The organism is Hymenobacter coccineus, from assembly GCF_001816125.1.
In the GTDB taxonomy this organism is placed as follows: Bacteria; Bacteroidota; Bacteroidia; order Cytophagales; family Hymenobacteraceae; genus Hymenobacter; species Hymenobacter coccineus.
Window position 1 is genome coordinate 1 of record NZ_MDZA01000436.1, and the last position, 23,052, is coordinate 23,052.

Annotated in this window: 33 protein-coding genes and 3 pseudogenes; 19 read left to right on the forward strand and 17 right to left on the reverse strand. The window is 60.6% G+C overall.

Annotation, left to right across the window (positions count from 1 at the left end; translation table 11 throughout):
* Positions 1-350: 350 nt before the first annotated feature.
* From BEN49_RS30295 to BEN49_RS22330, 5 genes and pseudogenes are all read right to left on the reverse strand, one after another.
* A complete protein-coding gene (locus BEN49_RS30295) occupies positions 351-482 on the reverse strand; it encodes a hypothetical protein (RefSeq protein ID WP_262490245.1) in 132 nt (43 codons plus the stop codon).
* A gap of 45 nt (positions 483-527) precedes the next feature.
* A pseudogene (locus BEN49_RS31085) lies at positions 528-855 on the reverse strand (Tn3 family transposase).
* A 226-nt stretch (positions 856-1,081) separates the two neighbouring features.
* Positions 1,082-1,618: an RNA polymerase sigma factor gene (locus BEN49_RS22320; protein WP_070746765.1), complete on the reverse strand. Its 537-nt coding sequence runs from the start codon at positions 1,616-1,618 to the stop codon at positions 1,082-1,084.
* Between the two features lie 99 nt (positions 1,619-1,717).
* Positions 1,718-2,344: a transposase gene (locus BEN49_RS22325; protein WP_070746767.1), complete on the reverse strand. Its 627-nt coding sequence runs from the start codon at positions 2,342-2,344 to the stop codon at positions 1,718-1,720.
* A gap of 407 nt (positions 2,345-2,751) precedes the next feature.
* Positions 2,752-3,087, reverse strand: a pseudogene (locus BEN49_RS22330) (transposase); the annotation flags it as partial.
* 361 nt (positions 3,088-3,448) lie between these two features.
* On the opposite strand from BEN49_RS22330, the gene BEN49_RS28460 reads away from it, so the two are divergent.
* Both BEN49_RS28460 and BEN49_RS22335 read left to right on the forward strand, forming a co-directional pair.
* Positions 3,449-3,592, forward strand: a complete 144-nt coding sequence (locus tag BEN49_RS28460; RefSeq protein WP_158023045.1) for a hypothetical protein — start codon at positions 3,449-3,451, stop codon at positions 3,590-3,592.
* An 18-nt stretch (positions 3,593-3,610) separates the two neighbouring features.
* Positions 3,611-3,856 carry a hypothetical protein gene (locus BEN49_RS22335; protein ID WP_070746771.1) on the forward strand — a complete coding sequence of 82 codons (246 nt, stop codon included), beginning with the start codon at positions 3,611-3,613 and terminating at the stop codon, positions 3,854-3,856.
* 111 nt (positions 3,857-3,967) lie between these two features.
* Here BEN49_RS22335 and BEN49_RS22340 read toward each other — a convergent pair whose 3' ends face one another.
* From BEN49_RS22340 to BEN49_RS29905, 3 genes are read right to left on the reverse strand one after another with little or no spacing between them, the layout of a single operon-like run.
* The gene (locus tag BEN49_RS22340) at positions 3,968-4,363 is read right to left on the reverse strand and encodes a response regulator (RefSeq protein ID WP_070746773.1); all 396 of its coding nucleotides are present in this window, start codon (positions 4,361-4,363) and stop codon (positions 3,968-3,970) included.
* On the reverse strand, positions 4,350-5,297 hold the full coding sequence (locus BEN49_RS30685; RefSeq protein WP_083326362.1) for a sensor histidine kinase: 948 nt from the start codon (positions 5,295-5,297) through the stop codon (positions 4,350-4,352). The genes BEN49_RS22340 and BEN49_RS30685 overlap by 14 nt, the downstream gene beginning before the upstream one ends.
* Positions 5,234-5,899 carry a PAS domain-containing protein gene (locus BEN49_RS29905; RefSeq protein ID WP_083326363.1) on the reverse strand — a complete coding sequence of 222 codons (666 nt, stop codon included), beginning with the start codon at positions 5,897-5,899 and terminating at the stop codon, positions 5,234-5,236. The genes BEN49_RS30685 and BEN49_RS29905 overlap by 64 nt, the downstream gene beginning before the upstream one ends.
* Positions 5,900-6,477: 578 nt before the next feature.
* Here BEN49_RS29905 and BEN49_RS22355 point away from each other — a divergent pair.
* The 9 genes and pseudogenes from BEN49_RS22355 (at position 6,478) to BEN49_RS22395 (ending at position 12,983) form a co-directional block, all read left to right on the forward strand.
* Positions 6,478-6,924 carry a response regulator gene (locus tag BEN49_RS22355; protein WP_070746778.1) on the forward strand — a complete coding sequence of 149 codons (447 nt, stop codon included), beginning with the start codon at positions 6,478-6,480 and terminating at the stop codon, positions 6,922-6,924.
* A 770-nt stretch (positions 6,925-7,694) separates the two neighbouring features.
* Positions 7,695-8,725, forward strand: a pseudogene (locus BEN49_RS29910) (ISAs1 family transposase).
* Between the two features lie 35 nt (positions 8,726-8,760).
* Entirely contained in the window at positions 8,761-9,063 is a 303-nt protein-coding gene (locus tag BEN49_RS22370) for a transposase (protein ID WP_083326367.1), read from the forward strand.
* Positions 9,060-9,689, forward strand: coding sequence for an IS3 family transposase (locus BEN49_RS22375; protein ID WP_094123207.1), 630 nt, complete (start codon positions 9,060-9,062; stop codon positions 9,687-9,689). The genes BEN49_RS22370 and BEN49_RS22375 overlap by 4 nt, the downstream gene beginning before the upstream one ends.
* Positions 9,690-9,692: 3 nt before the next feature.
* Positions 9,693-9,929 carry an integrase core domain-containing protein gene (locus tag BEN49_RS26385; protein ID WP_094123208.1) on the forward strand — a complete coding sequence of 79 codons (237 nt, stop codon included), beginning with the start codon at positions 9,693-9,695 and terminating at the stop codon, positions 9,927-9,929.
* A gap of 69 nt (positions 9,930-9,998) precedes the next feature.
* On the forward strand, positions 9,999-10,664 hold the full coding sequence (locus tag BEN49_RS22380; RefSeq protein WP_070746784.1) for a recombinase family protein: 666 nt from the start codon (positions 9,999-10,001) through the stop codon (positions 10,662-10,664).
* A 326-nt stretch (positions 10,665-10,990) separates the two neighbouring features.
* Positions 10,991-11,506, forward strand: coding sequence for a DinB family protein (locus tag BEN49_RS28465; RefSeq protein WP_158023046.1), 516 nt, complete (start codon positions 10,991-10,993; stop codon positions 11,504-11,506).
* A 35-nt stretch (positions 11,507-11,541) separates the two neighbouring features.
* Positions 11,542-12,393 (forward strand): helix-turn-helix transcriptional regulator, encoded by an 852-nt coding sequence (locus BEN49_RS22390; RefSeq protein ID WP_070746788.1) that lies wholly within the window; start codon positions 11,542-11,544, stop codon positions 12,391-12,393.
* Positions 12,394-12,680: 287 nt separating this feature from the next.
* Positions 12,681-12,983, forward strand: coding sequence for a hypothetical protein (locus tag BEN49_RS22395; protein ID WP_070746790.1), 303 nt, complete (start codon positions 12,681-12,683; stop codon positions 12,981-12,983).
* A gap of 47 nt (positions 12,984-13,030) precedes the next feature.
* On the opposite strand, the gene BEN49_RS22400 is transcribed toward BEN49_RS22395, so the two are convergent.
* Entirely contained in the window at positions 13,031-13,942 is a 912-nt protein-coding gene (locus tag BEN49_RS22400) for a LysR family transcriptional regulator (protein WP_070746792.1), read from the reverse strand.
* 306 nt (positions 13,943-14,248) lie between these two features.
* Between BEN49_RS22400 and BEN49_RS22405 the strand changes: the two genes are divergently transcribed.
* Positions 14,249-14,854, forward strand: a complete 606-nt coding sequence (locus BEN49_RS22405) for an NAD(P)H-dependent oxidoreductase (protein ID WP_070746794.1) — start codon at positions 14,249-14,251, stop codon at positions 14,852-14,854.
* On the opposite strand, the gene BEN49_RS22410 is transcribed toward BEN49_RS22405, so the two are convergent.
* From BEN49_RS22410 to BEN49_RS28470, 4 genes are all read right to left on the reverse strand, one after another.
* Positions 14,822-15,484, reverse strand: coding sequence for a hypothetical protein (locus BEN49_RS22410; protein WP_070746795.1), 663 nt, complete (start codon positions 15,482-15,484; stop codon positions 14,822-14,824). The genes BEN49_RS22405 and BEN49_RS22410 overlap by 33 nt on opposite strands.
* A gap of 137 nt (positions 15,485-15,621) precedes the next feature.
* Positions 15,622-15,987, reverse strand: coding sequence for a VOC family protein (locus BEN49_RS22415; RefSeq protein ID WP_070746797.1), 366 nt, complete (start codon positions 15,985-15,987; stop codon positions 15,622-15,624).
* 63 nt (positions 15,988-16,050) lie between these two features.
* Positions 16,051-16,356, reverse strand: a complete 306-nt coding sequence (locus BEN49_RS22420) for a helix-turn-helix transcriptional regulator (protein ID WP_070746799.1) — start codon at positions 16,354-16,356, stop codon at positions 16,051-16,053.
* 27 nt (positions 16,357-16,383) lie between these two features.
* On the reverse strand, positions 16,384-16,572 hold the full coding sequence (locus tag BEN49_RS28470; RefSeq protein ID WP_070746801.1) for a hypothetical protein: 189 nt from the start codon (positions 16,570-16,572) through the stop codon (positions 16,384-16,386).
* On the opposite strand from BEN49_RS28470, the gene BEN49_RS27280 reads away from it, so the two are divergent.
* From BEN49_RS27280 to BEN49_RS22455, 7 genes are all read left to right on the forward strand, one after another.
* Positions 16,562-16,762 carry a Tn3 family transposase gene (locus BEN49_RS27280; protein ID WP_070746803.1) on the forward strand — a complete coding sequence of 67 codons (201 nt, stop codon included), beginning with the start codon at positions 16,562-16,564 and terminating at the stop codon, positions 16,760-16,762. The two genes, BEN49_RS28470 and BEN49_RS27280, sit on opposite strands and share 11 nt — an antisense overlap.
* A gap of 60 nt (positions 16,763-16,822) precedes the next feature.
* Entirely contained in the window at positions 16,823-16,948 is a 126-nt protein-coding gene (locus BEN49_RS30300; RefSeq protein ID WP_262490246.1) for a hypothetical protein, read from the forward strand.
* 296 nt (positions 16,949-17,244) lie between these two features.
* Positions 17,245-17,916 carry an MBL fold metallo-hydrolase gene (locus tag BEN49_RS22435; protein WP_070746805.1) on the forward strand — a complete coding sequence of 224 codons (672 nt, stop codon included), beginning with the start codon at positions 17,245-17,247 and terminating at the stop codon, positions 17,914-17,916.
* 226 nt (positions 17,917-18,142) lie between these two features.
* Positions 18,143-18,925: an AraC family transcriptional regulator gene (locus tag BEN49_RS22440; RefSeq protein WP_158023047.1), complete on the forward strand. Its 783-nt coding sequence runs from the start codon at positions 18,143-18,145 to the stop codon at positions 18,923-18,925.
* A 51-nt stretch (positions 18,926-18,976) separates the two neighbouring features.
* Complete coding sequence (locus BEN49_RS22445) at positions 18,977-19,906, forward strand: MBL fold metallo-hydrolase (protein WP_083326371.1); 930 nt, start codon at positions 18,977-18,979, stop codon at positions 19,904-19,906.
* Positions 19,907-19,965: 59 nt separating this feature from the next.
* On the forward strand, positions 19,966-20,865 hold the full coding sequence (locus tag BEN49_RS22450; RefSeq protein WP_070746811.1) for an NmrA family NAD(P)-binding protein: 900 nt from the start codon (positions 19,966-19,968) through the stop codon (positions 20,863-20,865).
* 274 nt (positions 20,866-21,139) lie between these two features.
* Positions 21,140-21,847, forward strand: coding sequence for a carboxypeptidase-like regulatory domain-containing protein (locus tag BEN49_RS22455; RefSeq protein ID WP_193415866.1), 708 nt, complete (start codon positions 21,140-21,142; stop codon positions 21,845-21,847).
* Positions 21,848-22,061: 214 nt separating this feature from the next.
* Here BEN49_RS22455 and BEN49_RS26390 read toward each other — a convergent pair whose 3' ends face one another.
* From BEN49_RS26390 to BEN49_RS22470, 4 genes are read right to left on the reverse strand one after another with little or no spacing between them, the layout of a single operon-like run.
* Complete coding sequence (locus BEN49_RS26390; protein WP_438831803.1) at positions 22,062-22,250, reverse strand: transposase; 189 nt, start codon at positions 22,248-22,250, stop codon at positions 22,062-22,064.
* A complete protein-coding gene (locus BEN49_RS31240; protein WP_438831804.1) occupies positions 22,181-22,444 on the reverse strand; it encodes a transposase in 264 nt (87 codons plus the stop codon). Before BEN49_RS31240 ends, BEN49_RS26390 begins: the two co-directional genes overlap by 70 nt.
* Positions 22,441-22,617, reverse strand: coding sequence for a hypothetical protein (locus tag BEN49_RS28475; protein ID WP_158023048.1), 177 nt, complete (start codon positions 22,615-22,617; stop codon positions 22,441-22,443). Before BEN49_RS28475 ends, BEN49_RS31240 begins: the two co-directional genes overlap by 4 nt.
* A gap of 24 nt (positions 22,618-22,641) precedes the next feature.
* A complete protein-coding gene (locus tag BEN49_RS22470) occupies positions 22,642-22,908 on the reverse strand; it encodes a hypothetical protein (protein WP_070746817.1) in 267 nt (88 codons plus the stop codon).
* Positions 22,909-23,052 lie beyond the last annotated feature (144 nt).

Genomic DNA, 23,052 nt, shown 5'->3' on the forward strand with positions numbered 1-23,052 from the left:
GCCTACCCCCAGGGCGGTGCCGCCGTTTGTTCGCGGGGGGCTAGCACCGGTGACGGCGGTGCGGTACGCTCCAGAGCGGTTCCCGCCGCGCGAAGTAGCGTTTCTTGCGCGCCACAGCCGGGCAACGGGCTTCGCTCACCCGCGGTGGGTCACTGTTGTGCGCGCCCGCCCCGCCCCTTGCCTTGAATCGCTAAAAAACGACCGCTATCAGTCGCTCCGCTAAGAAATAGGCAGCGCTTTTCCCCCTTAGCGCTACCTAGCTGAGCCGAGTAAAACCAGTCCCCTCATTCACCGACCAGGAAGGCTTTTCTCTACTGCCTGCTGGCTCACTTAAACGGGAAGTGTACATCTTAGCCTTCAGCGGCTTCCCACTCAACGGCGAGCAACACGCTCAGGTCGAAGCGTAGCGCATCGGTCAACGCCTTGTCGGAGAATTTGAATTCGCCTTGCAAATGGATATGCCGCCAGCTCACTTGCGACATACGGGCGGTGGTATCGGCCAGGGCCTGCCGCTCGGCGGGCAGGGCTCAAAACAATTGCTGGTTTAGGTACAAGCCGTTTGCAGGCATTGGCGACTTGCTGTTCTTCCTTGCCGGCGTAGCGCGACTGCCCGGTTGGCCATAAAATACCGCCCGGGCAAAGTGGTTGGCGCTTTCAAGTTTATCCAACTGGTCGTCAATGCGCTTACGCAAATCTGGGTCATCCACATAGCGGAGCAGAAATTCCGTGCGCACGGCCCGTCCTAATTCACACAGGACCAGATACAGGGGGGTACTGGGAGTATGGGTTGAGGCGCTTGAGCACGGTGGAAGCCGTCACGTACTTTTGTTTGAGGCTGACGATGAGCCTTAAGATAGTTTCCCACTAGGCTTGAATCAGCCCCCAGTCCAGGGGCTTGCCCAGCCGTAAGGCATAAGCGGCCAAGTCGGGTACGTAGCCCGCCAGCAGCGCTTTGGACAGGGAGACCGTGCTGTCGGCCTCCTGCAGAGCGGCGCGCTCAGTTGGTTTCAGAAACCTGACTGGGGGCTGACTCCCGGGTTGCTAGCCCGGTCCCTGTAGTGCGTCAAGGCATGAGTGCAGCTCAAAGCCACTGGGCTAGGCGGCGCTTGGCCGTGGCGGCCCACGTCTTGGTAGTGCTCAGCGGCACCCCCTGTTCCTCGGCGGCCTCGGCGTAGGTGCACCCCTCGAAGTAGACCAGTTCCAGCGTACGCCGGTGCGCGGGCCGCAGTTGGCCCAGCAGGGCGGCCAGGCCGATGTGCTCGGGCCTGAACGTGATCGGAGCGACGGGCTCGATGCCTGCCTCCGCGAGCGCCGCCAGGGGCTGCGTGCGCCGGGCCAGGTTCGCCGCGCGGCTGCGCAGGTGGTCCACGGCGGCGTTGGTGCAGATGCGCCCGGCCCAGGTGTAGAGCCGCCCGCGGGCGGGGTCGTAGGTGGCCAGGCTCAGCCAGATGCGCAGCAGGCTTTCCTGAAGCACGTCCTCAGCGCTTTCCGGGTTGCGCACCAGCCGGCCGATCAGGGCCAGCAGCGCCCGGCGGTAACGCTGGCAGAACTGCTGCACCGCGGCTCCGTCGCCGGCCCGCAGCCGCTGCACCCATTCGTCTTCTTCGTTTTCGGACATGGAGCAAACCGGTGCAATGCGCCGGGGGACGGTGAGCCCCACCTACGGCGCGGGGCGGGCGGGCGGATTGCGGCGGGGCTCCAAAAGGACCTCGCCCTCCTACGTGGCTGTTGCAGAACCCTTGACCCGTCTCTGCTTCCTGTTTCTGAGTGGATCCCATCGGCGGTGACGCGTCAGCCAACAAGGCAAAATCTGCTGTTCAACGGATGGTTCAGGCAGGGCAATGGCCAGGCGCAGCACCTGTTTGGGCTGGTGCTTGAGCAGTTTTTTGAGGTCAAAGGCCACCGCCGTTAGCCGCATCGTTTTGTGGGCACTGCTGCGCCTCCGCGTGTTCACGCGGCGCAAGCAGTAATACTGGAGCAAGCTGCCAAATACCGGCTCTATTGTGCGCTGCCGCAGCCGGTGCATGCGTTGGCCCGGCCGGCGCTGTTGCCGGGCAAGTGCCCGGCGGTAGTGGGCCGCATAGGCCGTGCGCGTAATCTTGCGGCATTTGCTCTTGGGGGCACCGGTTGGTTTGCGCGCGCAGCGCCGACAATCACGGGGGAAAGCGCGGTAGCGCGTGCTAAGCCGACCGTCCTGGCCCGAGTCAAAGCGCTTAAATGGTAGTTTTTTGCCGGCCAGGCAGGTAAAGCAATCCGCTTCGGCGTCGTAAGTAAAGCCCGCGATTTCGGGCTTGAACTGGCCAAAGCCTGGAACCCAGGGCGTGCGGCCCCGGCCTTCGCGCAAAGCACCGTTTAGGCCGCTGCAGTAGTTGGGTCCGCGGCTACGTCCCGTAGAAACAAACCGTTAACGGCCAGCCGCTGGCGGAGCGGCGCGACGATGCGCGGCAGTAGCCCGCGGTCGCGCCGCTCCGCGAAGTCCGCCGGGACGTGACGGATGGCGCCGTAGCCCTCGTCCACGGCCATGCTAAAGAGGCAGTTAAGGGCCCGCGCTTTACCCGGCTTGACCGAGATGCGGGCTGCGGGGTCGGCCGGGCGGTAGTGGGTCTTGTTGCTCAGCAACCGCGCCTGATGACGACCGCGCCCCAGCGGGCTGCTGGCATGGCGCAGGTAGCGGGCGGGGCAGTTGGGGCAGCAGGTGCTGGCTCGCCGGCCACGTGCAGGACCGGGGTGGGTGCTTCGGCGGACGATTTTTCACGCAAGCTCGCGCGAAGCATTGGCTTTGACCGGGGCCGTGTCCACCGCTTGGATATTGCCCGCCACGAGGCCGGCGGCCACGCACGGGGCAAAGACGTGGTCGAACAGGTGCTCGAAGGCGACCACTGGAAAGAGCGGGCGGGCGCGACTACTACTGGTCGAATGCCCGGGCAGGTCCTCGTCCACCTCGTGGCCCAGAAAATAGCGGGTGTCTAAACGCAAACCACCGTGCTCGATGCAGCGGCGGTCGCGGACCAAGTTTTCCAGGCGGCTGACCAGTATCCGCTTAAAAAAGACGACCGGGTCGAGCGAGGGCTGGCCGGTGTGGCGAAAGCGGGGCTGGGTCTGCTCCTACAGAAAGTCCCCGTTGAGTAACTCGGCTAGGCGGCGGTAGCAGTTCTGCTGCGGTACGCGCTCCGACAAGCGGAAGCGCAGCACGACTCGGTCAATGAATTGCTTGTGGCCTTGCTTAGCCCTAAGATACCGAAGACCTGTCACCTACTTCTGCAACAGCCATTAGACTTTGTTAAGACTACCTCCTAATCTATTAGGAGCTCCCCAATCAGGGAAGTGGGCCAGTGGCTTAGCCGAAGGCAAGGGCCGGGTGAGCACCTCAGCGCGGGCCACCCCCCCCGGCGCCTCCCCTACGTCCAGGGCACCTGGGTTTCATTCCGTTGATTCTGCTGCGCGCTGCATGCCTTGGCTTTACGAAATACCCACGTGGCTGCTGGCCGTGGTCATTGTGGGTTCGCTGGTGCTGCTTGCCCTGGGGGGCCTGCGCCGACGGCTGCGCCAGCGTTCGGTAGCTGCGCTGGTTGACAACGGCACGGTGGGCTAGTTTTTCTCTGGCGTCGCGGTGCTCTACGGCCCCACGCGGGGCCTGCTCACGGTGGCCACCTGGCAGAACTACACCGTGGCCTCGGGCATTGCCTCCCAGGAGGCGGCCGCGCTGGCCGTGCGCTACCCCGACCCGAGCGGCTACCCCTTCGCGTCGGCCAACCCCTGCACCAGCCGCTGCGCGCCTACGCCGCCAACCCCGTGCAACAGTCGTAGCCGGCCCAGCGTCGGGGCCTGGCCAACAACCAGGAGCGCTTGGTTCTGAACCAGTTCCAGCACGTATTGTTGCACACCGCGGTGACCTCGCTGAGCCAACAGGTGCTGCACGGGCAGCGTGCGTCCTGCTGCTGTGCGCCGCGCCCAGGCCACCGCAACCTCAGGCCAGCTGCTGCACCAGCTGGTCCAGCAGCATGGCGCTCAGGGGCTTGATGAAATACCCTTTCACCTCCGCGTAGGCATGGGCTTTGGCAATGTCGTCGGGTTGGATGGACGAAGTCAAGACGCAGACGCGCATGAGTTCCTGCCAGGCTTGCACGGCGAGCGCATCCAGAAACTCCCAGCCGTCCATCACCGGCATGTTCAGGTCCAGCAAAATGAGGTCGGGCAGTTTGGCGCGCTGCGCCGCGGCCCGCAACAGGGCCTCGAGGGCCGGCTGCCCGTTTGGGTAGCGCTGCACTTGCCCGAACGCGGCGTGCTGGCGCAAGCGCAATTCGGTGATTTTGGACGTAATCGCGTCGTCCTCGACCACGTAAACCAAGTCAAACGATTTCACTGAAGTACACTTTAAATGTAGAACCCACGCCAACCTGGCTGTCCACTTCGATCTTGCCGTTCATCGCCTCTATCTGGTTTTTGGTGATGAACAGCCCCAGTCCCCGGGCGTCGTCGTTGCCGTGAAAGGTCTTGTACATCCCGAAGACCTTGGCCTGGTTGCGCACCAGGTCAATGCCTTGGCCGTTGTCCGCAATTGTCAGCACCACGTAGTCCTCTTCGCGGTAGCAACCCAGGTCCAGGCGGGGCGGGGCGCTCCGCGAGCGGTACTTGATGGCGTTGCTGAACAGGTTGAGCAGGATGCTGTCCAGGTAGGCCGGCACGACGTTGACGGTTATTTTGGCCGGGATGGCCACCGACACGGCCAACTGGTTTTGGTGCACCAGCACGTTGAGGGCCTCCAAGGTGCGGCTTACTTCCTGCCGCAGGCCGCGCTGTTCCCGGGGCTGAGCGCCCACGGTGGTGGACGTCACAATCTCGTTGAGGTTGACAATGGTTTCGGCCAGCTTATCGGTGCTTGTTTTCAGCATTTGCAGAAACATCGCGCTTTGGGCTTCGTCAGTGGTGTGCTGCAACAAGTCCACCAGCGCCGTCAGGTTGGCCGAGTGCGAGCGCACGTTGTGCGAGATGATGTAGGCAAAATTCTGGAGCCGGGCGTTCTGCTGGTTGGTCAGCGCCAGCAACCGCTTGGAGCGCTCCAAGTTGTCGACCAGCAGCGTCACGTCGTAGCCCACGCACTGAATGCCACTAATTTCGCCGGTGCTGGTCACTACACTTTTGAATTCCCAGTGGTTGGAACGGACCGCCTGGTCGTGGTAGGGCTTGCGCAGAATGACTTGGTGGGGCGTTCCAGGCTCGACGAAGCACTGCGTCACCGTGGCCAAGCACTTGGCCCGGTCCTCCGCCACAATGCTGAGCAGCGAATCGGTGCCCATAATTTTGCTATCCAAGCCGAACCGCTCGTAAAAGAAGTCGTTCGCGTAGGTGTAATTGCCGTGGGCATCGGTGGTGATGATGTACACCGACTGGTTGCCAGGATGGCCCCGTAGTGGCCGGCCACTTCCTGCGCCGTGACTTCTTCGTTGCGCTGCCGCGTGAGGTCGACCAGCACGCCCAGGAACCGGTGGGGCTGGCCCGTCTCGTTGCGCAGCACCAGCCCCCAGCAGTGCAGCCACAGCGTGGCCCCGTTTTGGTGGCGGCACCGCACCAGTTGGTCGAAAGAAAACGAATGGTCGGCAATGCACCCTTCGATGTAGTCCACCGTGGCGGCCAAGTCGTCGGGCCCCACGGCGGCCAGCCAGTGGGCCCCGGCGGCCGGGTCGAGACCAGCCTGGTTTTCGTACCCAACCGTCCGCCAAAACTTGGCATTGGCCCACTTATTGGCCGGGTCATTCAGGTCCCAGTACCAGAGCCCGTCCAACGACGCTTCTTGGATGAAGTCCAAGACGCGGTTGTCTGCCTTTTGCCGGGCGTAGAGTTCTTGGCCCAGAGGCGCCATTTCTTCGGCGGCGCTGGGCGCCGCAGGGTAATCAATCATTGAGCAAGGGCAAAAGGAGTCAGTCGTTAACGGGGAATGGCCGTGAAATTAGCGGCCCGTGCGCCGGCAGCGCCGGACGCAGCAGGGGCCCTTCCGTTAGGCCGGGAGAACCAAGAAGCAGGCACACAAACATAACCGTATAGTACCATTTGTAATCGCCCTATTGTAAATATAAGGTAATACTACTTAATAAAATACTATCCTTAATTGTTTTGAATTAACTGCCTTATTTGTGCTGTCCAACGCCGCAGTGCGCTGGGCTGCTGCTCACCCAAGGCGCGGGCCCGAGTGGTACCAACGGCTGAATTTTATCCCGTGGCTGCAAGCGTTAAGCGAGCAAATGAAGGTGTTCACCAAAAATAAGTCTGAAAGAAAACTTTATTGAACTAACATTGCTATGTAACTGAAATTCAGCTTATATGATTGTATTTTTTTAATAAAAAATGTATTTAGGTGTTGGTCTTTTCTCAAATTAATTATTGCCTGCGCGCTGGTTTTACGCACCAGGCCCCGCCAACAGCCGCCCCGGGGCCCGCCCCCGCCCAATGGCTTCATTTTATCCCACTACCCCACCGCCCGTGCCTACTGCTCTGCTAGCTTACGTTATCGAGAACGACCGCATCACCGCCACCATTACCGAACTGGTGCTCCGCAAAAACTTGCGGTGCGGCGAAGTGCAAACCTACGGCAACGGCCAGTTGGCGTTTGACCAGCTGGGCGCGGCCCTGCGGAGCGGGAGCACCGTGCCCGACCTGATTCTGCTGGACTTGGACATGCCCGTTATGGACGGCTGGGAATTCCTGGACGCCCTGGGCGCCTTGCCCTCGGCCAAGCACGTGTGCGTGTTCGTGCTGACGTCGTCCATTCACCCCGACGACGCGCGGAAGGCCAAGTTTTACAAGCAAGTAAAAGGGTTTTTCTTGAAGCCGCTGAACATCGACAGCGTGACGTGGATGCAGCACTTTCTTCAGCTGGCCGGGGCCAGTGGCCGGGCCCAACGGCTCGGGGCCGCGCGGGCGAACTGATCCGGGAACACCCGTTCCTGCGGCTCCGCTCAATTTCCAGTTTACGCGCCCCGAATGCGGCCCTGCTGAAACGATTGCCTTTGCAAGTTCTCGGCACGTGGGTCCCGGGCGCAGTCACCCAGTGCTTCCATGGCTCGCCCCCGCGTGCGGGCTAGCAGCCCACTGCACTATTTGTACGCCGCCGCGCTCACCCTGGCGGGGCGGGGCCCCTGCTAGCCGTTCCTCATGGGAGGGCAGAAGTGGCGCACGGGGCCCATAACTAGTTGGTACTGCTGGCGTACCGCCCGGTAGCGCGGGACAGGGCGGCGCTATTTGCTACGGCTGATTTCCTTGCTTAGCTATTTAGCTCTCGGACCGGAGCGGGCCCTGTGGTGCAAATTACTCTTCTTCACCCGGCAACCGGGCCCCTGCTACTGGTGAGCCTGGCGGCCCGGGCCGCGGGGTACGGCGGCAACTGGGGAGCGGCACCCTGCTTACCATCAGGGGAGCGGCCCAGGCGATGGCCGTTCGGTCGCCGCACGCTACCAAGGCCACATTCCGCAACGCGCGCGTTTGGCACGGCACTGCTTGAAGCGTCCTGACTGCCGCTCACGATTAGCCGGAGCTGGAGCATCAATTGTTGACGTAGGCAGCAACTGGGCCCTTAGCGGGCGCTTATCACCCCCGCCCTGCCGGTCGGTATTTGCTGCTAAGACCCCCCCAGGGCTTACGCATCAAATTATAGCCAGTAAGGACTGACCTTTGCCTTTTTAGGCATTGCCAAGGCCTTTATGCTCCGCCACCTAATTGCTTCCTTCGCCACCTTGCCCAGCCCACGTTGTGCTGGCCGCACCCGACACCGCTTGCTTAACCTACTCGTCATCGCCGTGTGTGCCGTGGTAGCCGGGGCCGAGACGTGGGTGGACATTGCCGACTAGGACGGATGAAGCACGCCTGGCTGGCCACTTTCCTGGCTTTGCCCCACGGCAGTGCCTCCCACGACACGTTCAGGCGCGTGTTCTCGCTAGTCGACCCGCAGGGATTGGAGCAGTGCTTCCGCCAGTGGATGGCCAGCGCCGCCCCGCCACTGCCGCGCGCAGTAGTCGCCATCGATGGCAAGACGGTGCGCCGCTCCTTTGGCCACGGGCGGGGCCAGGGGGCCGTATACGTAGTGAGTGCCTTCGCCACGCAGCAGGGCCTGAGCCTGGGGCAGGTAGTCGTGGTAGGTAAAGGCCAAGCGCTGACAGCTGTTCCTGTATTAATCAAGCGCCTGCGCTTAGCTAACACCATTGTTACGCTGGATGCCTTAGGCTGCCAGCACGCCATTACGCAGCAACTGCTCGCCCAGCAAGCGGACGATCTCCTAGCCTTGAAAGGCAACCAAGGGAAGTGCCACCGCGCCGCGGTGGCTTACCGTAAGACGGCTTGTTTCGACCGCGGGGCGACCGATCCGCCCGATTACAACGCCTTTGACTGCCGGCCCGGGCGCTGAGTCCGGCGCCGAGTCTGGGTGTTGCCGTTGTGCGACGAGCTATTGGCCCTGCGGGACTGGCTTGGCCCACGGGTTATCATCGCCGTCGAAACGATTCGCCACGCGCCGCACCAACCGGGTACCCACGCCGAAATTCGCTACTACCTTACCAGCTGTTCAGATGCCCCGGCGGTGCTTATTGAGGCCATCCGCCGCCACTGGGCGATTGAAAACAGCTTGCACTGGGTGCTCGACGTCGTCTTCCGCGAAGACGACGCACGCAGTCGCGACCGGGTCGCCACGCGCAGCTTTGCCGTCTTGCGTAAGCTGGCCTTTGAGGTGGTCGAATAAAAACAGACAGTGCGAAGTCTTACCTTCCACTGCCTATGCCCGACAAGACTAATCCGAGCGGCCCGTCGCTGACCCGCAAAAAATATACGCCGGCTTTCAAAGCCGAGTGCGTGCGCCAAGTGGCCGCTGGTGCGCGGCAAACCGACGTGGCCCGCGCCCAGGGCCTGTCGCCCGCCTTACTTGGCCGCTGGCAGCGTCAAGCGTTGGCTGAAGCCGTACCCAGTAGCAGTGAGCGCGACGAGATTAAGCGTCTGCGCGCGGAGCTCAAACGGGTGGAACAGGAGCGTGATATTTTAAAAAAAGTCGTGACCATCTTTGCGCAACCGCCTCAACGATGAGCCATTACCAGTTCATCGAGCAAGTTGCGACTTCTGAGCCCGTGCGGGTGCTCTGCCGCGTGCTACACGTCAGCCCCGCTGGCTGTTATCAGTGGCTGAGCCGGGCAACGCGGCCCACACCCAGTTGGGAGCCCGCTGCCACCGCCGCCTTTTCCCGTCATGCGCAGCGCTACGGCACTCGCCGCTTACGGGCAGAGTTGCGGGCCGAAGGGCACGCTGTCGGGCGCCACGCGCTGCGTACCTGGCTACGTCGTCGCGGCCTGCGGGCGCTGAGCACCCGGCCGCAGCGCCCCCGCACCACGGTGGCCGACCCCGCGGCCGTCGTGGCCGAAAACCTGCTCTTCGGCCGGCCCGCGCCTACCGCGCCCAATCAGGTGTGGGTGGGTGATATCACCTATCTGCCCCTAGTCGGCGGGCGCTGGTGCTATCTGGCGACCTGGCGCGATACCTGTTCGCGGCGCGTGGTGGGCTGGCACCTCGATACGCACATGCCTACCGAACTGGTGCTCAGTGCGCTGGAGAAGGCCCTAACGCTACGCCAGCCAGCGCCTGGCCTGATTATCCACGCCGACCGTGGCAGTCAATATACCAGCTTGGCTTGCCGCACGCGCATCGAAAAAGCCTAGGCCCTGGCCAGCTTTAGCCGGCCGGGTAACCCTTACGATAATGCCCAGGCCGAGGCCGGCTGGAGCACGCTCAAAACCGAGCTGCTGCCGCACGGCGGCGCGTTTGCCAGTCTCGAAGAAGCCCGGCTGGAGGTGGCCTATTACCTCGACACCTACTTCGACCTCGACCGCCGCCACTCCGCGCTCAGCTACCGCTCCCCGCACCAATTCGAACGCGACTTCCAACTCAGCCTATCTTAGTGCACTGTCCGTTTTTACTGGACCATCCCACTTTACCCGAAATCACTCCCAGCGACGAGTCTTTCTGTCATGCCTGCCTACTTCGCCTACTACCGCGTCTCGACCCAGAAGCAAGGGGCCTCTGGTTTGGGGCTCGAAGCCCAGCAGGCGGCGGTAGTCAGTTTCCTGAAAGGCGGCCAGCCGCAGGGCGTGTATATCGAAGTGGAGAGTGGTAAGAAGAACCAACGGCCGCAGTTGCTCGCCGCCATGGCCGCGGCCCGTGCCGCGGGCGGGGTCCTGCTTATTGCTAAGCTTGACCGGCTCAGTCGCAATGCCAGTTTCATCCTGACGCTCCGCGATTCGGGGGTGGATTTTGTTTGCTGCGATATGCCCGACGCGAACACCGTAACGGTGGGTCTCTTTGCGGTGCTCGCTCAGCATGAGCGCGAGACCATCTCAAAGCGAACTAAGGATGCGCTCGCGGCCAAGAAGGCGCGGGGCGCCCTGTTAGGTACATCCGCTAACCTCACGGCGGCGGCTCGGCAACAGAGCCTGCTCGTGCGACGAGCCCATATACAACAGCATCCCGGCCTGCGGCAAACGGCAGCCTTTATTGCCTCCCGCCGGGCGCAGGGGGTGAGCTTTCGCCAACTAGCGGGGGAGTTGAACGCGCTCGGCTTTACGGCCCCGCGTGGGGGGACCTTCAACCAAAAGCAAGTCCAGCGCCTGCACGAACGGCTTGCCGTAACCACTTAGCGCATGAAATTCAGGAAGTAGCTCCAATCATGGGGGGCTGCTACCAACAAGACGAATTTACCCACACAGTACTTTCGGCCTTTGTAAAATCTCGGTCCAACGGGGCCGTTATCAAGCAGGGACCAGCAGGGACGAAAAGCAGCTTGAACGTTTTGCCTTCCTTTTTGGCCGTTTACCTATCGGCCGCTCTTCGGCAACGCGCGGACCTTTGTAGTCTAGTTCGTCCAACACTTGGTGCTCTTGCTCAGGGCGCTGCTACCAGCTTCCCACCAGCAATAGCAGTCAATGGACGGGCTTTCCTCCTTACTGTAACCTACCCGATGACGATGGACCCCCTACCCCGGCAGTTTCGCTTGTTGACTGATTGGTACCTTTCCGTGCTGGAAGGCATTGCGCTGGCCGACGGCTGCCGAACCTTAAGCGCGCACAACAACAGCCTGGAATGGTTGGCCGGCCACTTGGTGGTGACGCGCTGCCGCAACATTACCCGCTTAGGAGGACCGGCGGAGGAACTGTCCTTCCTGGACGCCTACGTGGACCCGACCCTGCCGCCACCCGGTTTCCGGCCGTTCGATAAAAACCGGGCTTACCCAAACCTAGCCGAATGTGCCGAGGCATGGGAGAGGATTTCCCAGACCTTCTGGGCGGCGCTGCAAGCGGCCGACGTACCTATCCTGCGCACGGTGCTGCCGCTCAGCGGTCCGACCGGGGGCAATACGGTCGAAGACTTGTTAATTTCGGCCGCGCTCCACGAGTCCTTTCACATCGGGCAAATGAGCATCGTCCGCAAAGCGCTCGGCTACCCGGCCATGTACTGGTTTGCGCGACCGGACAACGCGTAACTAGTCCACCGCCCGTCGTAACCAGCGAATGACCCATGCCTAAATCGGTTTCCTCTTCGGACAACTCGTTCCCTGCCGCGGCCATTTCGTTGCTGCGCTACCGCACGCAGGCCCCCGCAGCCCGCACCCGCGTGCTGCTGCCGCAGCACATGTTCACGTTTCTGCTGGCGGGCGAAAAAACGGTGCACTTTGCCGGTGCGCAGGTCACGCTTCAGCCACAGCAGTTTGTGCTGCTGGCGGCGGGCAACTGCCTGATGAGTGAGAAGGTAGCTGCCCCGGCCACGGACTACCATAGCCTGCTGCTGCTCTTCGAACCCCACCTGCTCACCGATTTTTATCACCGCCACGCAGCGTGGCTCAACCAGCTGACTAGGCCAGCCGCGAGCCAGCCGTTCCTGCGGTTTGCGCAAGATGCGTTTCTCACCACGTTCGTGCAGTCGCTGGACTGCTTGCTCACGGGGGCAACCGCCCCGCCCCAGGAGCTGCAGTTGGTGAAGCTGGAAGAGCTGCTACTGTATGTAGCGCTCCATCATGCCGGGCAACTCCAGCAACTTTGCAGTTTGGGCCGGGAAACCAACGAGGATGTACTCGTCCGCCAAGCTGTTACGGCACATGTCGACAGTCCAGTCGCAGTCAAGGAACTGGCTTTTCTCTGTCACATGAGTCTGTCCACCTTCAAGCGCCGGTTTGCCCAGCTCTACGGGACCAGCCCGCAGCGTTGGCTGTTAGCCCGGCGGATGGAAAAAGCCGCCACGCTGCTTCGGCAGCCGGGCCGCACGGTGAGCGACTTATCCGACGAGCTCGGGTACGAGAATAGGTCCAGCTTTGTTCAGGCCTTCAAGCAGGTCCACGGCGTAACCCCTAAGCAATACCAAGTGGCCAAGTAATCGCGTCATCAACCCAGCCCATGTCGACTCCTTGCCCCGCCACTCGCTCCATCATCCCGGACCCGATGACTTAACGTCTAAAGTCACTCTTTTAGCAGAATCCCTAAATAGGCTAGTGCTCGAAAAGAGAAATAGGTAGCGCTGCTCATTACTTATCGTTACCTATCTGAGCCGAGTGAGGAGGGGCATTCTAGCAGTTGCTTGGGTTCGATTTTTAACGATTATGGCACCTAAATTTTACTGCTGTTGAAGATAATATCTGCTATTCGCTGCTTTCCCGTACAAGCATGAATTATTCCATTAAGCCCACCCTTCGAACAATGGAGCTTGGATTGCTCGATAAAATCAAGCGGCTAGTAATTGTAGCACTGGTGTCGGATGACGAGTTGATGGAAACACTCGTTCCCAAAAGAGGCAACGCCCTTAGCATTGCCCACGAGGTCGGCAACCGACTGGCCTACAACCACGCTAAGCGCCTCAAGGTCCTGCGCGGGCTAACGCCGCACGAATTTGTCTGCGCCCAGTGGCAAAAAAACCTGACTCTCTTTACCTGTGACCCGACCCACCTCACCCTGGGACTATACATTTAGCTTAGTATTCGCTCTCGCTAGGCCACCGCACCCGCTGCCAGAATGACTTAGCGGCTACAACTCCCCCCAAATTCCTTCAAGAAAGACTGCTGCAACACCTCGATTTCCTTGCTGTATATCGTTTTCTTGCGCTGAGCAAAGTAGAGGGTGCTCTTCAAGGGCTGACTGCCCTCCCAAACCACCTGTACCTGCTCATCCATCAACTGGTGCTTAACCAGGTAGCTTGGCAGCACGGCTAAACCCTCTTTTTGGGCAATACTGCGCAAAATGGAGTTGTTGTTGGGAACGATGAAATTCGGTCTGAAGCTCGGCCGCTTGTGGAAATTTTGCAACCAAAAGTTGCGCAGTATCTCCATATCGCCCGATGCGCCGAACCACACCTGCTGGCTAAGCCAAGCCTCCGCAGCTACTAAGTCTTGGTCGGCAAGCCGTCGCTTAAATTCTGTAAGGTCGTGGCCAGCGCCTGCTATTAAGAGTATTCTTTCCTCGGCGAACGGCGTGTACCGGATGTTAGCTATGTCTTCTTCTTGCGAAGTAACTACAAAATCCAGCGTACCCTTATCCAGGTCGCTGAGCAGTTCGGTGTGGTGGCCGAATTTAGATACCAAGTCGAAGGGCAGCCCACTAAGGTAGGGTTCCAATACCAACTGAAAATATTCAAAGCACATGCCAATGCCGAGGCTGGCCCGCTCAGCTTTGGTCTGGTGACTGAAACGCTTCTCCACCTCTTCTAGCTTGGTTACACCTTCCGTGATGGCGTTATAGAGCACCTTCCCGTGCTCGGTGGGTACCATCTTGCGGGTACTCCGGTCAAATAGCTTGCGGCCGGTATAGGCTTCCAGCGAACCTAGCTGCACGCTGACGCCGGGTTGAGAAATGAACAGTCGGTTTGCCGCTGCCGTCAACGATCCAGTCTCATAGATAGCTTTAAAGGTCCGAAACCACTCCAGATTTACCATACTGCTTGCGATTATTGCTATGATGAAAAGCTGTAATTTCTTCGTGCTTTATTTAGCGTTCGGGCTGGAGACTGTGCTCTTCATTCGCCGGTGCGCATCCCCTCAACTTTTCCACGCTGCCCCAGCCAACTGTCTAAAAATGGCTTTCGCGGAACATTCTGCTGGTGGCCCCGAGGTTCCCAATAACTTAGGGCGTACCCGGCAACTGATGCTATTAAAGTAATAATAGCAACCTATTACTTGGAATATTTTATTATTAGGTGCGGCTCCAGTTCATTTGTGGCAGCATTTAACTCTTACTTTGAAATGGATAAAATTCTCATCGTCAACGCGGCTACTAAATTCGAGTCCGCGGGCGCGCAGTTAAATGGGTTGTTAGTTAATTGGGACCAAACGTACTTCCAGCAAAGAGGCTACGAGGTGCAGCTAGTGAATGTGAACGACCCCCACGACTTCGACGAGGAGGTGGCTAAGTTTATTTGGGCCGACCTGATTATTTACCATACCCCCGTGTGGTGGTTTATGTTGCCATTCCCCTTTAAGGAATACCTCGACAAGATGCTTTCGGCGGGCTATAATAAGGGCATGTATACTGGCGACGGCCGAAGCCGGAGCCATCTGAATCCTAAGCTAGGCTACGGTACCGGCGGCCAGCTACAAGGCCGTAAATATCTGCTAACCACTACTTGGAATGCGCCTGAGGAAGCTTTTCTCGTGGAAGGCGAATTGTTCTATCCGCACGATGTGGACGGCGGCGTGATGTGCGGGTTCCACGCCATGAACAAGTTCATTGGCCTAGCCCCAGTGGAGAGCTTTCACCTGTTCGACGTGATGAAAAGCCCGGACATTATTGCGTACGAGCAATCCTACCTCGCGCATTTAAATAAAGTCGTCCTGGAACTGGCCGTTTAAGAGGATGTTTGCGTTAGTAAGCTTGCTAGATGCAGTGAAAGCAGTATAGCTCAGAAGTGCCCCAACCGAAGCGGGCGGTGGGCTGAACGTGTTGCCCACGTGTATCAGCACCAAAAACGCCACCAGCCCTAGCAGGCCGTAACGCCCCACGCGGTTGCGGGCCACGGTGCGCCGCGCGTAGAGCCATAGGCCCGCGCCTAGCAGCGCAAATTTGACCACTTGCGTAATCGCCGCATAGTTCCACAGCCCGAAGCCAAAATGGGGCGAAGGACCGGGATAAAGCGATAAATTGGGCACGTGCACCACCAAATCGAGCAGCCAGTGGCTAGGGACCAGTAGCCCGACCAGCACTGCGCCGCGCCCATTGCGCCGCAGCAGACAGTAAGCTAATCCCAGCAGCAGACCCGCCACCACCTCGCTTACCAAGCCGTGCGTGAAGGGGTAATGAACGAAATCAAAGGCGTTGCTCGCCGTGAAGTGCGGCACGATGCGCACGCGCTCTATGCCCAACAGCAGCAGTGTGGGCCACACCAAATCGGCGAGCTGAGTCGCCAGGAATAAAGTGCCCAGCGGTACGCGAGGCTGAAGGGTCTTGGCACCGAAGCCGACGCCGAAATGACCGAGAAACATGGGAAGTGAGGAAAAAGTGGTTGGAATACTGCATAAAGGTCCCGCTCCGTTCTGCTGACTTTGCTGACTATTTCTGCCTTTCGCATTGATCAAAAGCGAAATTCTGCGGGAAGCTATAGCTTCTTAGGCCTAGCTTTTTACATCGCTGGCTGCCGAGCAAATTTTTCGATGGCGGCGGGGTAACTGGCGTAAAAAAATTGACCAGGTTGCCATCGGGGTCGCGGAAGGTCGCCCAGGCACTCGGCCAGGCGCTGATAGTCGGCATCTACGTCGGCCACCCGAAACTCGATAATGGCGGTGCGGTTGGCGGCGGGGCTAGCCACCTGCTCACCGCCGAAAGGGGCCAGGGTGCTGGTGTAGCCGATGGCCAGGGTGCCCCCCACCGTGCGCAGCTCGGCAAAGCTGGGCGTGGCGCGGACTACCGGCTGGCCGCTTACGTGTTCATAAAAGTTGGCGATACGCTCGAAGTTGGCCAAAATAAGGCGAACGGAAGTGAAGTTCATAAGAAAAGCAGGAAAGTGATGGAAGCCGCAAAGCACGCGCCCCCTGACAGTCCTATGGCAGTCCTATGGCAGTCCGCCGCAACAGCTGCCAAAAAAATTACCCCCGGGGGGCAGGTTGATGCTGGCGAGGTAGTCGGCCAGCGAAAGGGGCGCCTGGTTAGTAAAGGGCAGTTCCGTCACCGCCAGGTGCTGCACCCGCGCCACCCGAAACTTGCGGTAGGCTTGCCGCAGCTGACACCAGCCCACCAAGTGCCAGGTGAAGTTGTAAAACACCAGCCCGATGGGCTTCACGCGGCGCTGGGTGCGGCAGCCTTGCTTATCGCAGTAGTCAAGCGCCAGCACCCGGCGGCCTGCTATCGCCAGCTGCACGGGCGCCAGGTACGTCAGGTGTCGCGCCTAATACTCCGGCACGTGCAGCCGGATGCCACTGGCCAGCTGCGCCAGGTGCTCTTGCGCCGGCCCGCGCAGCACGGCCCGCACCTTGTGCAGCGCCGCGGCTACGTGCGGCTGCACCGAGTGGTCGGCCAAGGTAGCGCCCAGGGCTGCGAGCAGCAGCGCGTTGGCTTCGTCGGCGGTGAAGTTCACCGGGAGGCAGCAAGTAGCCCTGCACCAGAAAATAGCCCCGCCCTGCCACCGTCTGGCCCACGCCGTCTGGCACGGGTGCAACCAGGAGTTCCACGCCGCCACCCGCTCCGAGCAACTGGTAGCCGAGACCTGCAAGCGCTTATTGATGAACGCCATCATCTGCTGGAACTACCTGCACCTCTCCCAGTAGCTGGCCCAGCTGCCACCCGGGCAGCAAGCCGCCGCGCTGGCCACGCTCTCGCCCTTCGCTGTGCTCTCCTGCCGCCACCTGAACCTGCGCGGCGAGTACAACTTCTCCGACCAGCCTTTGCCAGCCGAAGCCCCCTTTGACACGGACCTAATTGCGGCCTGGCAGCCGCCGAGCAAGCCCGCATAGACCCGAGCCGGAGGTTTTACCCTATTTGTTTAACAGCACCCAAAATTCGCAAGCGGTTAGCGCGGGAAAAATAGTGTTGTAGCGGCGGCTTTTTGAACTAGTTCAAAGGCTGCCGTTTGCTAAGTGGATACCTTTACCGCTGCACTGCTTGAGAAGAGCAGCCCTTTTTCTAGTAACTATATCCCATTACAGCCATGCTAAATACTACGCCAGGCGCTGAGGCGAAAGCATTTAGCATTGTACCCACCGGTCCGTTGAGGCTAGGGGTTTACGCCGCCGGGGAGCCAGAGCTCTTCGTGACGTCCGTGCTGGTGATGGGGCAAGAAGAAGCTATTCTGATTGATGCACAGTACACGCTGGCGGAAGCGGAAAAGGTGGTCGCCGAGTTACAGAAAAGCGGCAAAACCCTCCACTCGGCCTACATCAGCCACGGCGACCCAAATTATTATTTTGGCTTGCAGGCCATCAAGTCCGCCTACCCCCAGGTGGTCGTGTATGCCAGCGCGCCCACCGTTGCCCTTATTATGCGAACGGCGCAGCACGAGCTGGACTACTGGGGCCCGATAATGGGCCCAGCCATCGTCAGCAACATCATCCTGCCGCAGGTCCTTCAAACCGCTTTCCTAGAATTAGAAGGCCACCGGCTGGAAATCAAGGGCCTGGATGGGGCCCATTCCGATTATAGCTTCGTGTGGATACCAGATACGCAAGCCGTTGTGGGGGGGCGTCTGTTTAGCGGCCTGCACCTGTGGACCACTGACGTAGCCACCCCGGGCCGCAAAGCCGACTGGCACGCCAAGTTAGCCTTGATGGAATCGCTGCACCCATGCATCGTTGTGCCGGGCCATATGCTCGACAGCCAGGCACTGGATACCAGCAGTATTGCTTACACCAAACAGTACCTGACCGACTACGAAGCCGAATTCGCCAAGGCCCCCGACAGCGCCGCGTTGATTGCCGCCATGTAAGCTCGCTACCCCCAGGCCGGGCTCGTGGTAGGACTGGAAATCGGGGCTAAGGTGAACAAATGAGAAATTCAGTTTTAGCATGCGCAATACTTAAGCTATGTCTGCTGCCTGGGCGTCGTCCTTGCCCATCCCGATCTACTCCCTAGCGCAGTGCAATGAGCAGGGCCAGGAGCACTTCTATATAGTATCCGCTAGCGAGGCGGGACCAATGTTACGGGCCGAGTTTTTGACCCCACACCGCAAGAACTTCTACTTTCTGGTGCTGATGCGGCAGGGCAGTGGGCGGCATTGGGTCGATATGCGCCCCTACCCCCACCAAGCCAACACGCTCTACTTCACAGCCCCGCTCCAAGTGAGTTTGCTAGAGCAGGAAATGCCCTTTGACGGCCTTGCGCTGGGCTTTACGGCCGAATTTCTGGGGCTTGACCAGCCGGCCGGCTTCGCGCCGCTGCCGCTGCTCAGCCCTGCGGCCGGTGGCCACGCCTTGCGCCTGCCGGTCACCGAGGTAACTTTTCTCGACGCCGTGCTGGCTCATATGCTGGCCGAGTATCGGCAGCAGCGGCCTTGGTACCTCGACATGCTGCGGGCCAGCCTGCGCACGGTGCTCATTCGCCTGAGTCGCCTCCACCAAGAGCAAAGTGATCCGCTACCCGTCCCAGAACCTACTTTATTGGCGCAGTTCACCACCCTGGTCGAAGCCCACTATACTACCCACCACCAGGTGGCCCAGTACGCCAAGTTGCTGTGCCGGAGCCCCGGCTACCTAAATGAGCGAGTACGCCAGCTAAGTGGGCAGCCGGCCCTGGCCCACATTCAGGCCCGGCTGGTGCTCGAAGCCAAGCGTTACCTGTTTCACACCCGCCTGAGCGTGGCCGAAATCAGCTTTGCCCTGGGCTTCGGCGATCCGTCGTACTTCGGGCGCTTCTTTCGGCGCGACACCGGGCTCTCGCCGGCCGCCTACCGGGCGGCGACCGTCGAAATGTACCAGTTAAACGCGGCTCCCTCCTAATAGGGGAGTGGAGCGGGTGTCGAATTTTGCGACTCCTTATTCCCGTTTCGTATGATGGCGCTTCGTCCCACCGCCTTCGCCCTGTGCCTGGCTCTGTCCACCGCCCTAGCTGCGCCCGCCTCTGGGCAGCACGCGGGGCCGACCGTGCTGAAACCTCACTTGCTTCGACAGGGCGTGTACTGGGTGGCCGGAGGTGGCTCCAACACGGGCTTTGTGATTGGCAAGCAGGGCGTGGTGATTATTGACGCCCAGCAAACCGCCGCCGATGCCCGCCAGGTGCTGGCCGAGATTGCCAAGCTGACGCCCAACCGGCTCAGCGCCGTGGTGGTGACCCACGCTGACCCCGACCACGTCGGCGGCCTGCCGGCCTACCCGGCCGGCACAACCATTATCGCGCAGGAGAACACTCCGGGTATTATCCGGGCCAGCGCCGCCGATACCAGCGGCGGGCGCCAGTACGGGCGGCTCTACCAACCATTAGTAGGTTTTTTGCCCACGCGCACCATCGGTAGCCAGGAAACGCTGGTGCTCAACGGCATGCGTCTGCTGCTGCTGCACGCGGGGCCGGGGCACAGCAGCGCCGACCTGGTCGTGTATCTGCCCGACCAGCGCATCGTCTTCGCCGGCGACCTCATCACCACCGTGGGGCCCTACCCGGTCATTCACCGCGGCGGGTCGTCGCTCGGCTGGCTCGCGTTTATGAAGGCCATCCTGGCGCTCGGCGCCGATACTTACGTAGGCGGCCACGGCCCCCTCGAAACGAAAGCCCAGCTGCAAGCCCGGCTACGCGCCGCCGAGGAGCGCCGGGCGCAGGTAAAGAAGTTGGTGGACGCGCACAAAAGCCTGGCCGAAGTCAAGCAGGCGCTGCCGGAAAAGCTCAGCAGTCCGCTGTTTCCCGGATTCACCGAAACTATTTACCAGGAACTCACCCAGGGCTACCCACCCGCCAGCCGCCCTTGGGACAATCTCGTGCATCCGTAGGCAGCGCGGCGATTCTAACGACTAAAAAAAGCTTTCCCCCAACCCAACTCCGTTTGTTTATGGCTTCCCAACACCTTGTTATTACTGGAGCTACCGGCCACATCGGCTCTCAGCTGGTACACGCCCTGCTCGCCCAGGGCCACCGCGTCACGGCAGTGGCCCGCCCCAGCCAGCGCCTCGACGCCCTCACCCAGGCCGGGGCCCAAGCCGCCGCCGGCGACCTACTCGATGGGGACTTTCTTACCCGCACCCTGCGCGGGGCGGATGCCGCTTTCCTGATGGTGCCACCCGATGTGAAAGCCGCCGACGTGCTGGCCCACCACGAGGAGGTAAACGTTAGCCTCGCGCAGGCCGTGCAGGCGGCAGGGCTGCGCCGGGCCGTGAACCTGAGCAGCGTGCTCTCGGACCAGTCCGCCAGCAACGGCCCGGCTTTCCGGCGGCAGGAAGAACGTCTCAACGGCCTCGCGGGCCTGCAGGTAGCCCACCTGCGCCCAGCTTATTTCATGGACAACCTGCTGGCCCAGATTAATTTAATTAAGCGCATGGGCAGCGCCGGCTCAGCCACGCGCCCCGGTGTGCGTCTGCCGATGGTGGCTACCAAAGATATTGCTACCAAAGCCGCTGAGTTGCTCGGTGCCGATAGCTTTGAGAATCATTCGGCGCACTACCTGCTAGGCCCGCGCGACTACTCGATGCAGGAAGCCACGGCCATCCTGGGCCAGGCTATTGGCCAGCCGGAACTGCGCTACGTGCAATTCAGCTACGACCAGGCCCGCCAGGGCCTGCTGCAAACCGGAATGAGCGAGAGCATGGTTAACCTTATGGAAGGCATGGTACGGGCCGGCAACGAAAATCGGGAGGTGAAGCCCAGCGTGCGGACTCCCGCCAGCACCACGCCCACCACGCTCGAAGAATTTGCCCAAACCATGTTTGTGCCCGCTTTCCAACAAGCTAACTAGCGTGCGCCTCAAAAAGTGTGGGACAGCCAACCTCCCTAATTCGGGGTAGCCTGCCCCACACTTTCTACTGCGCGCAAAGAGCGTTTTCGGCGGCATCCCGGTTTTCGACCTTCGCCCGCGAAACCAGCGCGGATGGCCGCCCAGCTTGGCTGCCCCGCGCTTTTTGAGGCGCTTCTGCCAATGGGCCGGGCTTTCTGGCTCGTACCTAGGCAGCACATTTTTTGCCGACCCACCGCCCGGCCCTAAGCACGCCCATCTTATGCCGGTATCTTGCTTGAAAAGTCTGCTGTTCGCAGCCCTGGCCTATCTGCCCACTCTAGCTGCTCAGGCGCAGGCACCGCTTAGTGGCCGCGTGGTGGATGCCGCTACCGGCCAGCCGCTGCCCCAAACCACCGTTCGCTTTGATGGCCAGGCCGGCGGCACCAACAGCGACGCCGCCGGCCGCTTCCAACTCGCACCGCCCGCCGACTTAGCCAGTGCCCGCCTCGTTTTTTCGTACCTGGGCTACCAGTCGCAAATCGTACCTGCCCAGCAGCTCGGCCCCGTTATTAAGCTCGAAAAGATACCCTATCAAATTGGGGAAGTGCTGATTACCTCCGAAAGCATCCGTAAGCTTCTGTTGAAAAAATGGAAAGTTGACGAAAGCTCGATTGCTACCGTAGCTACTCATGCGCTAAATAACCTACAAAAAGCGGACCCCGTCAAGGCCGAGAAATTACGCAAAAGGCTGGGCCTTCTTCGCTCCGTAACGAAGCTGGCCCGCATCGTTTTTCTGGCCGATGGCACGGTGAAAGTAAAGCTCTTGCTATTTGGCGGTAGTGGAAAATGGAAACTGGACGAAGCGCAACGCTCTCTACAGCTCATTAGCCCCAAGGGCGAAAATCACAAATTGACGGTAGTCGAATTAACTGTCAATCGGTTAGTGCTGCATGACAAGGCTAACCCTGATTGGCAAAACGAGGTTTACGTGCCTGCGGACTGACGCCGCTGCCTTCAATGAAAGTGGTTGCAGTCCCTTATCGGCCGGGTGGCGTAGTCGGTGCGTACTCGTAACGGCTTATGTCTTAGCAATATTTGGGTTACCTAGAGCAGATCTCAGGTTAGTGTACGGGGTAACCACAGTGGTCAAACCAGTTTATAGCGTCTTGTTCAGTTATCCAGTTGGTGGCAGCTTGGATGACACTTTCCAGCGTCTCTCAGGTACGGGCCTGGGCCGTGCGCAACCAGGTTTTGAGCTTGCTGAAGGCCAACTCGATGAAGTTGAAATCGGGCGAATAGGGCGGCAGGTAGCGCAGCCGCGCCCCACGAGCTTCAACTACTTCGGCCAAACCGGCCACCTTGTGGGGCGGCAGGCTGTCAAGCACGACGACATCGCCGGGCCGCAACGTGGGGCGAGCACCTGGTCAAGATAGGCGGCAAACACGTCGCCGTTGACGGCCCCGCTCACGGTCATGGCTGCTTGCAGGCCGTGCGGGGTCAGCGCCGCCACTAGCGTCACATTCGGCCCGCCGTGCAGTGGCGTGGCCTGCGGGGCGCGTTGCCCGCCTTCGGCGCGGGCGTAGCGGCGGCGATAGGTCAGGTTGGTGCTGGGTCCACGAACTTAAAACACGTAGAATCTTCGCTTTGCACGGCTTCGAGAAAGGCAGCCCGCAAGGCCCTCACGCGTTCGGCATCGCGCTCGGCGGCGTGGACGCTCTTTTTTCTGCGCCAATCCAGCGCTTGCACCGCCCGCAAAAGCGCGGTCTGGCTCATGGCCGGGCCGCCGATGGCGGCCAATCAGACGCACAGTTCGGCCAGCGTAGCATCGGGTTCTTGGCGCAAGCAGGCCACCAGTTGCACCTGGTCCGCCGCGTTGAGCACTGGTGCCGGGCCGCTACGTGGCGGCAAAGCGCCCAAGGAACCGCTTGTGCACTGGCGTCGGCGCAACTTGCGTACAAACGAATCTGACACGTTGAACTGGGCGGCCACTTCGCCAATCGTGCGGCCGCCTTGCTGGCAAGCAGCCGCCACCCGTTCACGCAAGTCAGTGGAATAGGCTTTCATCAATTCAAGGTACAATAGAACCTGTACACAAACCTAGAAACCGCTCTAGAGCCTGTTATGAACTTGCGGCGTGTCGGGCGAGCATGATGCAGGCGAAGACGACGAAATGGAGTTGCTGCAAGCTGACGCTGAGTCGCTCGTAGT

Bases quoted from the DNA above. Each gene is read 5' to 3' on its own strand.
- BEN49_RS29905 (WP_083326363.1), bottom strand. From the start codon at position 5,899: ATGATTGATTACCCTGCGGCGCCCAGCGCCGCCGAAGAAATGGCGCCT.
- BEN49_RS22380 (WP_070746784.1), top strand. From the start codon at position 9,999: ATGCCTGCCTACTTCGCCTACTACCGCGTCTCGACCCAGAAGCAAGGG.
- BEN49_RS30685 (WP_083326362.1), bottom strand. From the start codon at position 5,297: ATGGGCACCGATTCGCTGCTCAGCATTGTGGCGGAGGACCGGGCCAAG.
- BEN49_RS22470 (WP_070746817.1), bottom strand. From the start codon at position 22,908: ATGAAAGCCTATTCCACTGACTTGCGTGAACGGGTGGCGGCTGCTTGC.
- BEN49_RS22415 (WP_070746797.1), bottom strand. From the start codon at position 15,987: ATGAACTTCACTTCCGTTCGCCTTATTTTGGCCAACTTCGAGCGTATC.
- BEN49_RS28475 (WP_158023048.1), bottom strand. From the start codon at position 22,617: ATGAGCCAGACCGCGCTTTTGCGGGCGGTGCAAGCGCTGGATTGGCGC.
- BEN49_RS28460 (WP_158023045.1), top strand. From the start codon at position 3,449: ATGCCTTGGCTTTACGAAATACCCACGTGGCTGCTGGCCGTGGTCATT.
- BEN49_RS22370 (WP_083326367.1), top strand. From the start codon at position 8,761: ATGCCCGACAAGACTAATCCGAGCGGCCCGTCGCTGACCCGCAAAAAA.
- BEN49_RS22410 (WP_070746795.1), bottom strand. From the start codon at position 15,484: ATGTTTCTCGGTCATTTCGGCGTCGGCTTCGGTGCCAAGACCCTTCAG.
- BEN49_RS30295 (WP_262490245.1), bottom strand. From the start codon at position 482: ATGTCGCAAGTGAGCTGGCGGCATATCCATTTGCAAGGCGAATTCAAA.
- BEN49_RS28465 (WP_158023046.1), top strand. From the start codon at position 10,991: ATGGACCCCCTACCCCGGCAGTTTCGCTTGTTGACTGATTGGTACCTT.
- BEN49_RS22445 (WP_083326371.1), top strand. From the start codon at position 18,977: ATGATGGCGCTTCGTCCCACCGCCTTCGCCCTGTGCCTGGCTCTGTCC.
- BEN49_RS22390 (WP_070746788.1), top strand. From the start codon at position 11,542: ATGCCTAAATCGGTTTCCTCTTCGGACAACTCGTTCCCTGCCGCGGCC.
- BEN49_RS22405 (WP_070746794.1), top strand. From the start codon at position 14,249: ATGGATAAAATTCTCATCGTCAACGCGGCTACTAAATTCGAGTCCGCG.
- BEN49_RS22400 (WP_070746792.1), bottom strand. From the start codon at position 13,942: ATGGTAAATCTGGAGTGGTTTCGGACCTTTAAAGCTATCTATGAGACT.
- BEN49_RS22450 (WP_070746811.1), top strand. From the start codon at position 19,966: ATGGCTTCCCAACACCTTGTTATTACTGGAGCTACCGGCCACATCGGC.
- BEN49_RS22320 (WP_070746765.1), bottom strand. From the start codon at position 1,618: ATGTCCGAAAACGAAGAAGACGAATGGGTGCAGCGGCTGCGGGCCGGC.
- BEN49_RS22395 (WP_070746790.1), top strand. From the start codon at position 12,681: ATGAATTATTCCATTAAGCCCACCCTTCGAACAATGGAGCTTGGATTG.
- BEN49_RS22375 (WP_094123207.1), top strand. From the start codon at position 9,060: ATGAGCCATTACCAGTTCATCGAGCAAGTTGCGACTTCTGAGCCCGTG.